Genomic DNA, 15,389 nt, shown 5'->3' with positions numbered 1-15,389 from the left:
CATGCAGTTATCGTCACCGCGCTGGCGGCCACTGGCGCGCGGTGTGCACCAGGGCCAGCACCCAGACCGTCGTGCCATCGATCTCATAGACAAGGCGATAGCTTTCATGGGGGATCAGCTCGCGCGTGCCGGCAATCCTGCCCGCTTTGCCCATCTTGGGATACGCGGCCAACCGGGCCGCTGCGTCGCTGAAAAGCAGGTCCATGCGCAAGGCTGCGCGAGGATTGTCAGCTGCGATGTAGTCCCAGATATCGGCGCGATCCTGCTGCGCCTGCGGCGTCCAGATGACTTTCACGCACGGTCTGCCGCAACCTGACGGCGCCGGGCAGCGAACTCGGCCTCGACTTCCTCATTCGAGCGGCCAAGTCCAGCGCGCATGGAGGCACGTCCCTCCTCGACCTTGCGCTGAAGATAGCCGTCATATTCACGGGCCTTGCGGCGCTGCTCAATGTAGCCGCGCATCAACTCCCGCATGACCTGGGATGCGGGCCGGTCCTCGCCTGCGGCTTCGGCCATGAAGTCTTCGCGCAGCTCGGCTTCCAGTTTCATGGTGAAAACGGCTTCCTTGGGCATGATTGACTCCTGTGAAGATACCAACAAAGTATATACATCGTCAGTACCAAACACTCCAGAGACTCAACCGCTCCGCCCCATTCGCAACTTGCACTTGCCAATGCATCAATCAAATCAGGACTAGTTGCAAGCAAGGCCTCTTTCTATATTCGCGCCTCGACGGCGCCCGGCTTCCATGGGCCGCCGCTGCGCACGACACTACTGCGGGGACCCCACCCCTGCCTGACTGACCCACAACAAGGAGAGACTGCGATGACCGATCTCACCATCAACGGCAAGACCGTTTCCATGGACCTGGACCCCGAGACGCCCATTCTGTGGGCCCTGCGCGACACGCTGGAGATGACCGGCACCAAGTTCGGCTGCGGCGCGGCGCTGTGCGGCGCCTGCACGGTGCACATGAATGGCCAGGCCATACGTTCCTGCGTGACGCCGATCTCGGCGGCCGCGGGCCAGAAGATCACCACCATCGAGGCCATGACCTCGGGCTCCGACCGCGTGGGCACCGCCGTGCGCGATGCCTGGGTGCGCCACGACGTGGCCCAGTGCGGCTACTGCCAGAGCGGGCAGATCATGAGCGCCACGGCCTTCCTCAAGTCGCTGCCCAAGGGCAAGAAGCCCAGCGGCGAGGAGATAGACGCGGCCATGGCCGGCAACATCTGCCGCTGTGGAACCTATGCACGCATCCGCGCGGCCGTGGCCGATGCCGCGCGCACCCTGGGCTGAACGGAGAACGCCGCATGCTGACCACCTTCAACCCCGCCGAACTGCCGCGCGCCCTGCAGCACATCCTGGACCGTGACGAGGCCACCGCTGCCATCGCCGACGCGCCCACCCTTGCACAGATCCCCCGCCGCAGCTTCCTCAAGATCGCCGGTGCCGGTTCGCTGGCCCTGGGCGTGTTTCCCGCCATGGCGCAGGCGCCGGGCAAGGGCGAGGCCGCCGGCCTCAAGCCCACCGAGCAGCCCGCCTCCTTCGTGGAGATCTCGCCCAGCGGCGAAGTCACCGTGGCCATCAACCGCCTGGAGTTCGGCCAGGGCGTGCACACCGCCCTGCCCCTGGTGCTGGCCGAGGAGCTGGACGCCGACTGGAGCAAGGTCCGCGCACGCCTGGGCGGCAACGATGCGGCCTATGCCGATCCGCGCTACGGCATCCAGATGACGGGCGGCTCCACCGCCCTCAAGCACAGCTACACCCAGTACCGCGAGCTGGGCGCCCGTGCGCGCGCCATGCTGGTGGCCGCCGCCGCCGCGCAGTGGAAGGTGGACGCAGCCACGCTGCGCACGCGCGAGGGCTTCGTGCTCGGCCCCAATGGCAAGAAGCTGTCGTATGGCGAGCTGGCCCAGGCCGCCATGGCCCAGCCCGTGCCGGCCACCGTCGTGCTGAAGAATCCCAAGGACTTCCGGCTGATCGGCAAGCCCACGGGCCGCATCGACGCCCGGGCCAAGAGCAGCGGCCAGCAGAGCTTCGGCATCGACATGCACCTGCCGGGCCAGCTGACGGCGGTGATTGCACACCCGCCCGTGTTCAAGGCGCAGCTGGCCTCGCTGGACGACGCTGCGGCGCGTGCCGTGCCCGGCGTCAAGGCCGTGCTGCGCGTGCCCGTGGACGGTGGCGGCGAAGGCGTGGCCGTGATCGCCACCGGCTACTGGCCAGCGCGCAAGGGCCGCGAGGCGCTCAAGGCGCAATGGAACACCGACGCCGTGGAGAAGGTGGACAGCGAACGCCAGCTGGCCCAGTACCGCGAGCTGGCCGCGCAGCCCGGCGCGCGCCACTTCGACGCCGACATCTCGGCGCTGGACAAGGCGCCGCGCCATATCGAGGCCGAGTTCAGCTTCCCCTACCTGGCCCATGCGCCCATGGAGCCGCTCAACTGCACGGTGCAGATGGGCGAGACCGGCGAGGCGGGTGCCGACCTCTACCTGGGCACGCAGTTCGCGGGCGTGGACGGCATGGCCGCCGCGCGTGTGCTGGGCCTCAAGCCCGAACAGGTGCGCGTGCACGTGCAGATGGCCGGCGGCGGCTTTGGCCGCCGGGGCGTGGGCACCAGCGACTATGTGGTCGAGGCCTGCCAGGTGGCGCTGGCCGCGCGCCGCGCCGGCCTGAACGCCCCCGTGCGCATGGTCTGGAGCCGCGAGGACGACATCAAGGGCGGCTACTACCGCCCCATGCACCTGCACCGCGCCAGGATCGGCTTCGACGAACGCGGCAAGGTGCTGGCCTGGGACCACGCCATCGTGGGCCAGTCCATCACGGCGGGCACCATGTTCGAGGGCGGCATGATCAAGAACGGCATCGACGCCACGGCCGTGGAGGGCATGCGCGAGCCCTATCCGCTGCCCATGCGCCTGACCGTGCACCACCCCAAGGTCAACGTGCCCGTGCTGTGGTGGCGCAGCGTGGGATCGACCCACACGGCCTTCGTCATGGAAACGCTGATCGACGAGATCGCGCGCAGCAGCCGCCAGGACCCCGTGGCCTACCGCATGCAGATGTTCGGCGACAAGCACCCGCGCCATCGCCTGGCCCTGCAGCTGGCCGTGGACAGGAGCGGCTACGGCAAGCGCCAGCTGCGCGCGGGCCGTGCCTGGGGCGTGGCCGTGCACGAGTCCTTCGACACGGTGGTGGCCTATGTGGTGGAGGCCTCGGTCAAGGACGGCCGCCCGGTGCTGCACAAGGCCACGGCCGGCGTGCACTGCAACCTGGCCGTGAACCCGCGCACCATCGAGGCGCAGGTGCAGGGCGCGGCGCTGATGGGCCTGTCCATGTGCCTGCCCGGCGCGGCGATCACGCTCAAGGACGGTGTGGTGGAGCAGAGCAACTTCGGCGACTTCGCCGTGCCGCGCATCACCGACATGCCCGAGATCGCCGTCCACGTCGTGCCCAGCGCCGAGCCGCCGACGGGCATGGGCGAGCCCGGCCTGCCGCCGCTGGCACCGGCCTTCGCCAACGCCGTGGCGCAGCTCACGGGCAAGCCCGTGCGCAAGCTGCCGTTCGATCTGGCGTGATCGATCTGGCCTGAACGGCCGGACCTGATCCCGGTCAGCCCCCGGAAAGGGCGGCGGCACCTGCGGCCGCCGCCCTTTCCAGTTCTTCCATGGTCAGCAGATAGTCCGGGCAGTCCTGCAGCCGCTGCACGGCCAGGTCGATGAAGGCACGCACGCGCCGGGGCAGCGCGTCGCGGCTGCCGTAGTAGACATGCAGGCCGATGTGCTCGCTGACATGCTCCAGCAGCACGGGCACCAGGCGCCCCGCGCGGATGTGCGCGGCCGCGCAGATGTTGGACAGCTGGCCCAGCACCTGGCCGGCCAGCACGGCATGCAGCTCCAGCTCGGCATCGTTGGTGGACAGGGCCGGCTGCAGGTAGCGGTGCGTGAGCTCGCCATCGACCGGCAGGTACCAGGGCATCACCGTGTCCGTGGCCGCATGGCGGAACATGCTGCAGCGGTGCGCGGCCAGCTCGTCCAGCGACCGGGGCACGCCATGGCGCTGCAGGTACTGCGGCGCCGCGCAGACGATGAGCTGCACGGGAAACAGCCGCCGCCCGATCACGCTTTCATCGGGCGAGGCGCCGATGCGAAACCCCGCATCGACCCGGTCCAGCACCCAGTTGCCTATGCCGTCGTCCAGCCGCACATCGGGGACGATGCCCGGGTGCAGGCGGCAGAACTCATCGAGCAGCGGCATCAGCACGGGCGCAAAGCAGGACTTGGGGCCCACGATGCGCAACGGCCCCGCAATGCCCTCGCGGCTGTCGCGCGCCAGGTTCAGTGCGCGGTCCAGCGCGGCCAGCGCCGGCTGGGTGTCCTGCAGGAAACGCTGGCCCTCCTCGGTCAGCGCCAGGCTGCGCGTGGTCCGGTGCAGCAGGCGCACGCCCAGGTGCTGCTCCAGATGGGCCACCGCCTGGCTGGCGGCCTGCGGGCTCACGCCCTGGGACAGCGCCGCCTGGCGCAGGCTGCCCAGCTCGACCGCCTTGGCAAAGGTGGCGATGGCGCGCAGTTCATTGATGGGCATGGTGCGGAAATCCGGTATTCGTGGGCTGACAGTGCCGCAGTATCCCGCCTTTGCGCATGCCCTGCCCGCGGCTTGCGGGGCAAGCTAGCGCCCCTGGCGCGCCAGCCATACGCCGGCTGCCGTCAAGGCCATGCCCGCCAGCGCCAGGCCGCCCAGCGTCTCGCCGAACATGGCCCAGGCGATCAGGGCCGTGGCCGGCGGCGTCAGGTAGAACAGGCTGGCCACGTGCACGGCGCCGCCGCGGCGTATCAGCAGGTTGAGCAGGCTGACCGCGCCCACGGACAGCACCAGCACCAGCCAGCCCAGCGCGAACAGGAACTCGCCGCTCCAGCGCACCTGCATGGTTTCCGTGGCCAGGGCCAGCGCCCCCGTCGCCACCAGGCAGGGCAGGTACTGGATGACCGAGCCCGTGCGCAGATCAAACGATGGACAGAACCGCTTCTGGTACAGCGTGCCGGCCGTGATGCCGGCCAGCGCCACCACGGCCGGCACCAGCATGGCCAGCAGGGCATGGACCGGCACCGAGGCGATCTTGCCCGCCACCACCAGGGCCACGCCCGTGAAGCCCAGCGCCAGCCCGGCCCACTGCCGGGGCCGCACGGACTCGCCCAGCAAGGTGCCGGCCACCAGGGCCGTGATCAGCGGCTGCAGCCCCACCACCAGGGCCGTCACGCCCGAAGGCAGGCCGTGGGCGATGGCCGTGAACACGCCGGCCAGGTACACGCCATGCACGAACAGCCCTGACACGCCAATGTGCAGCCACTGCCGTGCCGACCGCGGCCAGGGCGCGCGCAGCACCAGGGCTACCGCCGCCATCAGCACCAGGACGATGGCATAGCGCAGCGTCAGAAAGGTCAGCGGCTCCACATAGGGCAGGCCGAACTTGGCGCCGATGAAGCCCGTGCTCCACAGCAGCACGAACAGCCAGGGAAGCAAGGCGGCCGCCATGGCGGGCGGCGAGGGTCTTTGGGTCATGGAGCGGTTGCGGAAAAGGGCGGGGGCGGCGCCAGTGTGTCATGCCCCGTGCGCCAGGGGCTGCGCGTGGCAAACCACCGCACCAGGCAGTCGCGCAGCGCCGTCATGGCCGCGCTGCTGAACGCCGCCGAGGGCCGCACGAAGTAGATGCCCGAGGCGCCATCCAGGCGCCATTGCGGCAGCACCCGCACCAGCCGGCCTGCGGCCATGTGCTCGCTCATCAGCCAGTCGCCGCCGGCCAGAATGCCCACGCCCATGACGGCGGCCGTGAGCAGTGCCTCGCTGTCATTGCTGACCATGGGGCCGCGCACCAGCACGGTGTGCCGGGCCTGGCCTTGCGGTACATCGCCCGATGCGCCACCGTGCACCAGCTCCCATTGCGGAAACGATTGCAGCCCCGTGAAGCCCAGGCAGCGGTGCGCCGCCAGGTCCTCGGGGTGCACCGGCGTGCCGTGGGCCTGCAGGTAGGCGGGAGCGGCGCCCAGGATGCGCTGGTGCCCGCCCAGCCGCAGCGCCACCAGCCGGCTGTCCGCCAGCCGGCCTATGCGCACCGCCGCGTCGAAGCGCTCGCCCACGATGTCCACGAAGCGGTCCGCATACTCCACCTCCAGCACGATCTGCGGATGCGCCAGCGCAAACTCCGCCAGCAGCGGGCTGAGCCAGCGCCGCCCCATCGCTGCCGGCAGCGACAGCCGCAGCCGGCCCCGGGCCTGCGAGGCGCCCTGGGCGGCCTCCTTCTGGGCATCGGCAATCAGGCCGGCCGCCTGGCGCACCTTGTCCACCAGGCGCAGGCCCTCGTCGGTCAGGTGCAGATGGCGTGTGCTGCGCTCCACCAGCCGCACGCCCAGACGGGTCTCCAGCGCGTTCAGGCGTTTGGACAGCACGGACGGATGGCGCAGCAAGGCCCGCCCCGCCGCAGCGAAGGAGCCTTGTTCATGCAGCGCCACCAGGGCCGCCAGTTCATCGGCGTGCTGGCTGTCCAGAAGGTTCATGGGGTCAGGATGATCGCACCTTGGGAGCGTCCCTGCTCCAGATCGCCATGCGCCTGCGCCACCTCCGCCAGCGCATACCGGCGCCAGACGCCGGGCACGATGATGCCGGCCGCCACGGCGGCCAGCACGTCCCGTGCGCGCTCCTGGTACTCGGCCGCCGTGGCCGTGTGCGCGGCCAGCGAGGGGCGCGTGAGGAACAGCGAGCCCTTGGCATTGAGCGTGGCCACCGAGATGGGATCGGGCAGGCCGGAGGTCGCGCCGAAGGACACCAGCAGGCCGCGCGGGCGCAGGCAGTCCAGCGAGGCGCCCAGCGTCGTGCGGCCGATGGGGTCGTAGACCACGTCGGCCTTCAGGCCCCCGGTGGCCTGCAGCACCTGGCCCGGCAGCGTGGCCGCATCGAACACGAAGACCTCATCGCAGCCGGCCGCCCGCGCGCGCTCCACGCTGGCTGCCTTGGACACCACGCCGATCACCAGGGCGCCCAGGTGCCTGGCCCAGGCGCACATCAACTGGCCCAGCGCACCGGCGGCGCCATAGATCACGATGCGGCTGCCGGGGCCCACGGCATGGGTGGTCTTGAGCAGGTACTGCGCCGTGATGCCCTTGAACAGCACGGCCGCCGCCGCGTCGTCAGGCAGCGCATCGGGCAGCTTCACCAGGCGCTCGGCCGGATACAGGCGGGCGCTGGCATAGGCGCCCAGCGGCCCCGTGGCGTAGCCCACGCGCTCGCCCACGGCCACATTCGTCACGCCCTCGCCCACGGCGGCCACCCGCCCCGCGCCCTCCAGCCCCAGGCCCGAGGGAAAGGCGATGGCGACAGCGCCCTTGCGCTGGCTCACGTCCAGCGGGTTCACGCCGATGGCCGTCTGCTCCAGCCAGACCTGGCCGGGGCCGGGCGCCTGCACCTCGACCGGCTCCAGGCGCATGGCGTCGGGGGTGCCTGCGGCGTCCATGCGGACCTTGATCAATGGGTTCATCTCGCTGCTCCGTGAAATGGGTGCAGCGTAGAAGAAGCGATTGAGGGCAGCAATAGGCCGGCGTGCAGTTCACTGCTGCATGGGGTGCAGCAATGACCACGAACCAGCGCGCACGCCGCCCACGCCGCCCGTCAGAAGTCGTGCCGGAGGCCCAGCTCGAAGGCCGTGGAAGCGCGCCCGCCAAAGTAATTGGCCGCGGCCGGATTGCCGCTGACGGCTGCACCCCCGGCAATGGCGAAGGCCGCCCCATTGCGGTTGGACATGCGGGCCGCATGCGCGTACAGCGCCGTGCGCCGCGACAGCGAGTGCACATAGCCCAGCGCCCACAGGTCGGCATCGCTGGCGCTTTGCGCCGCCGTTGCGCCCTTCTGGTCGGCCTTGACGTAGCTGAGCTTGACCACGCCGCTGCCCACGGGAACGCTCATGCCCACCAGGGTGTTGACCGTGCGGTCCACGCCATGGACCCAGCGGCGCTGGGCCAGGCTGGCCTTGAGCCAGCCGAAGTCGTAGGAGACACCGTAGCTCTGGTCCTTGAAATGGATGCCGCTCAGGGTGTTGCGCGTGGTGAACTGCGCGCCCGCCACGTTCCAGCCCGCGCCCGCCCAGCCCAGCCGAAAGCCGTTGCCGCGCGTCTGGCCTGCCGCCGTGGCGCCCTTCTCGCCCAAGGTGGCGATCAGGCTGCCGGACACGCCCTGCAGCCCGCCCAGGCCGGCCGGCAGGAAATACTCCACCGCATTGCTCACGCGCAGCGTGGGATTGGCCGCCTGCGACTCCGGCGCCGTGCCGAAGGCCTGGCCCAGCGCGCGGGAAGCCGTGAACGAGCGAAAGCCATTGGCGCTGCCGATGCCCAGCGTGGCAAACGGATCGAAGCCGCTCCACACCAGGTGCGTGGGCACCCAGTCCCGCCCCAGCCGCAGCTCGCCCCATTGGCGCGAGGCCAGGCTGACCGTGGAGCGTCGGTCCCAGAACGGGCCGCTGGCGCCCATGGCGCCGGTGTCGGCCAGCAGGCTGCCGTCCAGGTAGAAGCCCGCGCTCAGGCCGTCGCCCAGGTCCTCCTGCCCCCGCAATACCAGCTTGCTGGTGGAGTTGGCGCCGCTGGCCTGCGAGGTGACCGTTCCCAGGCCCTGGTTGCGCACCTGCCTGACGCTCACATCGACGGTGCCCGAGATCGATACCGAGGACTGCGCGCCCGCATGCGCGGCGGCCAGCCCCAGCGAGGCGGCCAGGGCATGGCGTATGAATACCTGCATGTTGTCTCCTTGTGATTTTTTGCTTTGCTTTGCTCTTTGCTCTTTGTTTTTCTCGGGCGTGTGCCGGTGTCTGCCCGGCTACTCGGGCTTGAAGCCCGCGCCCTTGAGCAGCGCGGCGCTCTGCGCCACATCGGCGGCGATGAAGCGCTTGAACTGCTCGGTGCTCTCCGAAACCGTGTCGATGCCCAGGCTCGCGAAGGCGCCGGACCTGGCCAGCTCGGCCACCGCCGCGTTGGAGGCCTGGTTCAGCCGCTGCACCCGGTCGGCAGGCGTGTCCTTGGGCGCCCACAGTCCGTACCAGGAGGTGTAGGCAAACCGCGGCAGGCCGCTTTCCTGCATGGTGGGCACCTCGGGCGCCAGCGGGCTGCGCTTGCCGGAGGTGATGGCAATCGGCCGCACCTTGCCGGCCTTGGCCAGCGGCAGCACGGAGACCATGGAGTCGAGCAGCAGGTCCACATGGCCGCCGCCCACATCCACCAGCGCGGGCTGCGTGCCCTTGTAGGGCACGTACTCGAGGCGCATGCGGCCCTGCTGGGCCAGCAGCAGCGTGGCCAGGTGGCTGGGTGCGCCCACGGCGGGAATGGCCGCCGTCCACGTGCTCTTGGCGCCTGCGGCCAGCACCTCGCCCAGCTTGCTGTGGGGCAGCTGCGGCGAGATCACCAGCATCAGCGGCGCCTCGCCCACGCGCGCCACGGGGACAAAGTCGGTCTGCGGGTCATAGGGCGGATGGGCCAATACCTGCTTGGCCAGCACATGCGTGGCGGCCGAGAACAGCAGGGTGTAGCCATCGGGGGCAGCCGCCAGCACCGCACGGCCGCCCACCACGCCGCTGCCGCCCACACGGTTCTCGACGATGACCGTCGTGCCCAGCTGCTTGCGCAACTGCTCGGCGAACAGGCGCGCGGCGCTGTCCACGCCGCCGCCCGCCACGAAGGGGACGATGACCTTGACCATCTTGCCCGGCTCGGGAAAGGCGGCGGGCGCACTGGACGAGGCCATGCAGGCGATGGGCAAGGCAGCCAGCGCACCCAGTAAGGCGCCCAGCACCGGCCCCTTCAGCCGTGTCAGAGTTTTCATGCTTTGTCTCCTGTTTCTTTTGAAAATGGGCCGGCCGTTGTGTGGCTCAGCCCGGGTCCTGATTCGGCGCGCGCCGCCTGTGCCTGCGCACCAGCACGCTCAGCGTGTCGTCCAGGGCCTGGGCATCCAGCCCCCGCGTGATGAAGACGATGCGCGTGCGCCGGTCGGCACCCGGCCAGCGGGGCAGCGTCTGCGGCGGGGCGAACAGGTGCTGCACGCCATGGATGACCAGGGGCTGGTCCGGGTGCTCCTGCAGGTGCACGATGCCTTTGACGCGCAGCAGGTCATCGCCGCGCATGGCCGTGACCCAGTCCATCCATTCGCCGAACGCCTGCGCGGGCAGGGGCTCGTCGCGCTGCAGCACAAAGGACGAGATGCCGTCGCGGTGCGCGCCTGCCGGCGCTGTCACCGGAGCTGTCACCGGAGCCATGGCCCGGTAGCCGGGCGTCTGGAGCATGCCCGCTGCGGCGTCCTGCTGCCCCGTCGCGCCTTCCGACATCAGCCGCTGCAGCAGCGCCACATGGTGGCCGGGGTCCATGCCTTGCGGCGCCTCGCCGTTGATGGCCTGCACCTGGGCCAGCAGTTGCGCAGCGGGCTGTGCGCCGCCCAGCAAGTCTGTCTTGGTCAGCAGCACCAGGTCGGCCACAGCCAGCTGCCGCACCGCTTCGGGATAGCCTGCCAGCGTGGCGCTGCCCAGCACGGCATCGACCGTGCAGGCCACGCCGGCCAGCGCATAGCGCGCGCGCACGGCGGGCTCGCCCAGGAAGGAGCGCAGTATCGGCCCCGGGTCCGCCAGACCGCTGGTTTCGATCAGCACGCGGCGCGGCGCGCCCTGTTCGCGCAGGGCCAAGCGCTCCAGCGCCTCCACCAGATCGCCGCGCACGCTGCAGCACAGGCAGCCATTGGCCAGCAGCACCGTGTCCTCGCAGGCCAGGCTGGTCAGGTCCTGGTCGATGCCGACCGCACCGAACTCGTTGACGATGACGGCCGTCCCGTGCAGGTCCGGCAGCGCCAGCAGCCGGTTGAGCAGCGTGGTCTTGCCGCTGCCCAGAAAGCCCGTGAGCACGGTGACCGGAATGCGCTGGCCCGCCGCTTCGGGCAGGGCCAGCAGGCTGGAGAAATGCCCGCTCATGACGCCACCCCGCCCTGTGCCCCACCATGCACCTCTGCGAACGAGCGCAGCGTGCGCTCCAGCCGCGCCAGCGCCCACTGCGCCACGGCCTGCGGCACCTCGTCCGAGCCCAGCGCATCGAGCAGGCCGCGCAGCGGCTGCGCGCCCTGCCCGGGTGCGGGCCGGGCACGGAACCAGGCCGCCACCTCGGGCTGCTCGCAGCGCTCGCCTCCGTCCTGCAGGTAGTCCACGATGTCCAGCTCGAAGTCCTCCAGCCGCAGGCTGATGCCGCCCGCCCCGCAGGCGCAGGCACCGCCCAGGGCGACATGGCGCAGCGCCAGGGCGCACCACAGGTCCCAGAGCCGGCCGGCCTGCAGGGCGTGGTCGGAGGCCATGGCCGTGCTCACTGCCCGTCCCAGGCAACGGCCGAGGTTGCCGTTGCGGCGGACGGAGACCTGCCGCTGCGCAGCGCCTGCGTGCCCTCGTGGTCCACCTGCCCCTGACTGTCCAGCGCCACGCGGTAGACCTCGCGGGCCACCTGGGCGCTCACATAGCCTTCGCGCACGTCCTCGGCCACCTTGTCCAGTTCGCGCGCCAGCGGGTCGCCAAAGCCCCCGCCGCCGCCCGACAGCATGCGGTAGGCATCGCCGCGCTCCAGGCGCACGTTGAAGATCTTGGCGTTGGCATGGTCGGTCTTCCACTCGCCCTTGTGGCGCACGGCCAGGCCGTTGCCCATGGCGTCGCCGCCGCCCTCCAGGCCCCAGGGCTTGCAGTGCACGCGGTCGATGCGCGTGGTGACAGTGAAGGGCGACAGCGCCTGCACCACCATCTCCGCGCCCAGGCCGCCCCGGTACTGGCCCGCGCCGGCCGAGTCCTGGCGGATCTCGTACTTCTCCACCAGCACCGGGTACTTGGCCTCGAGCTGCTCGGTGGGGCTGTTGTGGGTGTCGCCGTCATTGATGCAGACGGTGACGGACACGCCGTCCTCGCGGCTCTTGGCGCCCCAGCCGCCGCCCAGCGGGCCGATGCCGACGATGAACAACCGCCCGTCCTCGGGCGAGATGCCATGGATGTTGGGAAACACCAGGTCCGCATGGTGGCCCGCGATGGAGCGGTCGGGAATCGCCGGCGCCAGGGCCTTGAAGATGGTGTCGATCACCGTCATGGGGAAGGTCATCCACACGCGCATGGGATAGGGCCTCTCGGCGCTGATCACCGTGCCCATGGGCATGATCACCTTGAGCGGCCGGAAGCTGCCGTCGTTGACCGGGTAGTCGGTCGGCGTGGTGAGGCATTTGTAGGCCACCTGCGCGCAGGCGATGCCCGTGGTGAAGCCGGAGTTGTAGAAGCCGCGCACCTGCTTGGAGACATCCGACAGGTCCACCGTCATCTCGTCGCCCTGCACCGTGACCTTGACGCGGATGGGAATGCGCTTGCCGATGTCCAGCCCGTCGTCGTCCATGAAGGACTCGGCCTCGTACACGCCATCGGGAATCGACAGCGTGTTCTTGCGCGCCACGGCCTCGCTGGAATCCATGATCTGCGCGATGGCGCCGTTGACCGCATCCACGCCATAGCGCTGCAGCAGTTCCACATAGCGGCGCTCGCCCGTGGTGATGGCCGTGATCTGCGCGCGCAGATCGCCCAGGGCCCGCTCGGCCAGGCGCACGTTCATCGCGATGATGTCGATCAGGTCCTGGTTGACCTCGCCCTGGCGCTGGTACTTCATGATGGGGATCTGTATCCCTTCGCTGAAGATGTCCGTGGTGACGTTGCCCAGCGTGCCGCCCACGTCCAGCCAGTGGGCCATGCAGCAGGTGAAGCCTTCGAGCCGGCCCTCATGGAACACCGGCATGGTGAACGTGAAATGGTTCAGGTGGCTGCCGGTGGTGTAGGCATCGTTGGTGACCAGGATGTCGCCCGGCAGGATGTTCTCGTAGCCGAAGTGGCGGATCTTGGCCTTGACCGTCTCCGACATGCCGCGGATGAACATGGGCAGGCCCAGGCCGATGGACACCGTGTCACCCTCGCGCGTGAACAGGCCGACCGTGAAGTCCAGCGCCTCGTAGATGATGAGGTTGTAGGCCGTGCGCGTCAGGTTGGTCTTCATCTCCTCCGTGACGGCGTACAGGCCGTTGCGGATGATCTCGACGGTGACCGGATCGACGGGCCTGGAGTCAGTGGGGTGGTTCATGTGCGGTCGCTCCCGATGTCGATTTGCAGATTGCCCAGTTCGTCCACGCGCAGCCGGTCGCCGGGCTGCACGACGGTGGTGGATGCGTGTTCCTCGATCAGCGCGGGCCCCGCGATCTCGTTGCCCGCCAGCAGGCGCTCGCGCAGATGCACCGGCGTGTCCACCCAGCCGCTGGAGCGGAAATAGACGAGCTTGACCGTGCGCACGGAGGCACGGCTGGGCTCGGCACTGCCGCGCTCCACGCTGTGCCGGGGCGGCTTTTTCATCGTGCCCAGCACGGTGACGCGCAGGCTCACGAGGTCGGCCGGCTCCTGCGGGGCCGAGGTGCCGTAGCGCACCTTGTGCAGTTCGTCGAACTGGCGCTTGATGGCCGAGCGGTCCCGTCCCTCGAAGAAGGCCATGGGAAGGTCCACGGTCACCGCATGCTCCTGGCCCACGTAGCGCATGTCGGCGGCGCGCTCGATCACGATGCCGTCCGGCGCGATGCCGGACTGCGCCAGCGCGGCGCGGCCCTCGTCCTCCATGCTCTGGTAGGCGGCCTCGATCTCCTCGAAGGACACCTCGCCCAGCTTGCGGAACACCGAGCGCACATAGTCGTAGCGCAGGTCGGAGAACAGCATTCCGTAGGCCGAGAAATAGCCGGGCGCATAGGGAATCAGCACCTTGCGGATGCCGATCTCGCGCGCAATGGCCGAGGCGTGCAACGGACCCGCGCCGCCGTAGACGACCATGGTGAAGCTGCCCGCATCCAGGCCGCGCTCGGTGGTCACGGCCTTGACGGCATGCGACATCTGCGTCACGGCGATGCGCAGGATGCCGTCGGCCGCCTCGGTGGGCTCCAGGCCCAGCGGGGTCGCCACGCGCTCGGCCATCTGGCGCTGGCAGGCGTCCATGTCCAGCTGCAGCTCGCCGCCCAGGAAATGCTCCGCGTCCAGCCGGCCCAGCACCAGGTTGGCGTCGGTCACCGTGGGCTCCAGCCCGCCACGGCCATAGGCCACGGGGCCGGGGATGGAGCCGGCGCTCTGCGGGCCCACGCGCAGCGCGTTGCCCGTCTCCACGCGGGCGATGGAGCCGCCGCCCGTGCCCACTTCGTGGATGTCCATCATCGGGATCTGTATCGGCAGGGCCTGCTCGTAGCCGCCGATCAGCGCCGAGCCCGTGGTCAGCGGCCGGCCTTCGCTGATCACGCCGGCCTTGGCCGTGGTGCCGCCCATGTCGAAGGCGATGGCATCGCCCATGCCCAGTTGCGCACAGATGGCCTGGGCGCCGATCACGCCGGCCGCCGGACCCGATTCGAGCATGCGAACGCAGCCCACCTTGGCATGCTCGACCGGGAACAGGCCGCCCGTGGACTGCACGATGTAGAAATCGCCCTCGAAGCCCTTGCCGCCCAGGTGGCTCTCCAGCTGGCCCAGGTACTGCGACACGCGCGGCCCCACATAGGCATTGGCCACGGCGGTGGACACGCGCTCGAACTCGCGGTACTCCTGCGACAGCTCGTGCGAGGCGCAGACGAAGGCGCCCGGCATCTCTTCCTGCAGGATCTGCTTGACGCGCTGCTCGTGCGCCGGATTGCGGTAGGAGTGCAGCAGCAGCACGGCCACGGCCTCCACGCCCTGCCCTGCCAGCTCGCGGGCCAGCTCGCGCACGGCCGCCTCGTCCAGCGGCTTGTGCAGGCTGCCGTCGGCGCGCAGGCGCTCGGACACCTCATGGCGCAGAGAGCGCCGCACCAGCGGCTGGTGCTTGTTGAAGAACAGGTTGTAGGCATCGGGCCGGTTCACGCGGCCGATCTCGTAGATGTCGCGAAAGCCCTCGGTGATCAGCAGCGCGGTGTGGGCGCCGTTGCGCTCCAGCAGCGTGTTGATGGCAATGGTGGAGCCGTGCAGGAACAGATGGCCGTCGCGCCAGTCGATGCCCGCGCTGTCTATCGTGGCCTGGATGCCGTTGACCAGCTCGCCATGCGTGGACAGGGCCTTGCCGAACAGCAGCCGGCCGCTGGCCTCGTCGAACGCCGCCATGTCGGTGAAGGTGCCGCCGATATCGACGGCAATGCGCAGCCGGGGCCGCTGCGAAATCGCTTGTTGGTTATCCATGAAATTCTCCAGAGACAGTTATTCACAGCGCCATGCGCCGCCCACAGTCCTTGAAACCGGCGTGCCCCAAAGCGAGGGACACCGAGGAAGGGCCGCCCCGCACCGAGGGTGTCGTCCCCCTCCCGCGAAGCGA

Annotated in this window: 14 protein-coding genes; 2 read left to right on the top strand and 12 right to left on the bottom strand. The window is 69.8% G+C overall.

The window, feature by feature from the left end; all coding sequences use genetic code 11:
- Positions 1-13: 13 nt before the first annotated feature.
- Positions 14-295: a type II toxin-antitoxin system mRNA interferase toxin, RelE/StbE family gene (locus U6958_RS06960; RefSeq protein ID WP_074921506.1), complete on the bottom strand. Its 282-nt coding sequence runs from the start codon at positions 293-295 to the stop codon at positions 14-16.
- Positions 292-573 (bottom strand): hypothetical protein, encoded by a 282-nt coding sequence (locus tag U6958_RS06955; protein WP_016445493.1) that lies wholly within the window; start codon positions 571-573, stop codon positions 292-294. The genes U6958_RS06960 and U6958_RS06955 overlap by 4 nt, the downstream gene beginning before the upstream one ends.
- Positions 574-825: 252 nt before the next feature.
- Between U6958_RS06955 and U6958_RS06950 the strand changes: the two genes are divergently transcribed.
- Positions 826-1,299: a (2Fe-2S)-binding protein gene (locus U6958_RS06950; protein ID WP_016450919.1), complete on the top strand. Its 474-nt coding sequence runs from the start codon at positions 826-828 to the stop codon at positions 1,297-1,299.
- Between the two features lie 14 nt (positions 1,300-1,313).
- Complete coding sequence (locus U6958_RS06945) at positions 1,314-3,581, top strand: xanthine dehydrogenase family protein molybdopterin-binding subunit (RefSeq protein ID WP_074921507.1); 2,268 nt, start codon at positions 1,314-1,316, stop codon at positions 3,579-3,581.
- Between the two features lie 34 nt (positions 3,582-3,615).
- Here U6958_RS06945 and U6958_RS06940 read toward each other — a convergent pair whose 3' ends face one another.
- The 10 genes from U6958_RS06940 to U6958_RS06895 all read right to left on the bottom strand — a co-directional run bounded on the left by U6958_RS06940 (position 3,616) and on the right by U6958_RS06895 (position 15,256).
- A complete protein-coding gene (locus tag U6958_RS06940) occupies positions 3,616-4,587 on the bottom strand; it encodes a LysR family transcriptional regulator (RefSeq protein ID WP_016445491.1) in 972 nt (323 codons plus the stop codon).
- A gap of 84 nt (positions 4,588-4,671) precedes the next feature.
- A complete protein-coding gene (locus tag U6958_RS06935) occupies positions 4,672-5,562 on the bottom strand; it encodes a DMT family transporter (RefSeq protein ID WP_016445490.1) in 891 nt (296 codons plus the stop codon).
- On the bottom strand, positions 5,559-6,554 hold the full coding sequence (locus tag U6958_RS06930) for a LysR family transcriptional regulator (protein WP_074921508.1): 996 nt from the start codon (positions 6,552-6,554) through the stop codon (positions 5,559-5,561). The genes U6958_RS06935 and U6958_RS06930 overlap by 4 nt, the downstream gene beginning before the upstream one ends.
- Positions 6,551-7,531 carry a quinone oxidoreductase gene (locus U6958_RS06925; RefSeq protein WP_013800704.1) on the bottom strand — a complete coding sequence of 327 codons (981 nt, stop codon included), beginning with the start codon at positions 7,529-7,531 and terminating at the stop codon, positions 6,551-6,553. Before U6958_RS06925 ends, U6958_RS06930 begins: the two co-directional genes overlap by 4 nt.
- A 131-nt stretch (positions 7,532-7,662) precedes the next feature.
- The gene (locus U6958_RS06920) at positions 7,663-8,781 is read right to left on the bottom strand and encodes a porin (RefSeq protein ID WP_074921509.1); all 1,119 of its coding nucleotides are present in this window, start codon (positions 8,779-8,781) and stop codon (positions 7,663-7,665) included.
- A gap of 78 nt (positions 8,782-8,859) precedes the next feature.
- Positions 8,860-9,858, bottom strand: a complete 999-nt coding sequence (locus U6958_RS06915) for a tripartite tricarboxylate transporter substrate binding protein (protein ID WP_074921510.1) — start codon at positions 9,856-9,858, stop codon at positions 8,860-8,862.
- A gap of 46 nt (positions 9,859-9,904) precedes the next feature.
- On the bottom strand, positions 9,905-10,990 hold the full coding sequence (locus U6958_RS06910) for a GTP-binding protein (RefSeq protein WP_074921511.1): 1,086 nt from the start codon (positions 10,988-10,990) through the stop codon (positions 9,905-9,907).
- On the bottom strand, positions 10,987-11,364 hold the full coding sequence (locus U6958_RS06905; protein WP_074921559.1) for a hypothetical protein: 378 nt from the start codon (positions 11,362-11,364) through the stop codon (positions 10,987-10,989). Before U6958_RS06905 ends, U6958_RS06910 begins: the two co-directional genes overlap by 4 nt.
- 8 nt (positions 11,365-11,372) lie before the next feature.
- Positions 11,373-13,163 carry a hydantoinase B/oxoprolinase family protein gene (locus tag U6958_RS06900; protein WP_043790064.1) on the bottom strand — a complete coding sequence of 597 codons (1,791 nt, stop codon included), beginning with the start codon at positions 13,161-13,163 and terminating at the stop codon, positions 11,373-11,375.
- Positions 13,160-15,256, bottom strand: a complete 2,097-nt coding sequence (locus tag U6958_RS06895) for a hydantoinase/oxoprolinase family protein (protein WP_074921512.1) — start codon at positions 15,254-15,256, stop codon at positions 13,160-13,162. Before U6958_RS06895 ends, U6958_RS06900 begins: the two co-directional genes overlap by 4 nt.
- Between the last annotated feature and the right edge of the window lie 133 nt (positions 15,257-15,389).

This window comes from Delftia lacustris (genome assembly GCF_040267515.1).
GTDB lineage: Bacteria > Pseudomonadota > Gammaproteobacteria > Burkholderiales > Burkholderiaceae_C > Comamonas > Comamonas tsuruhatensis.
This window is presented reverse-complemented; position numbering and strand designations above follow the sequence as displayed.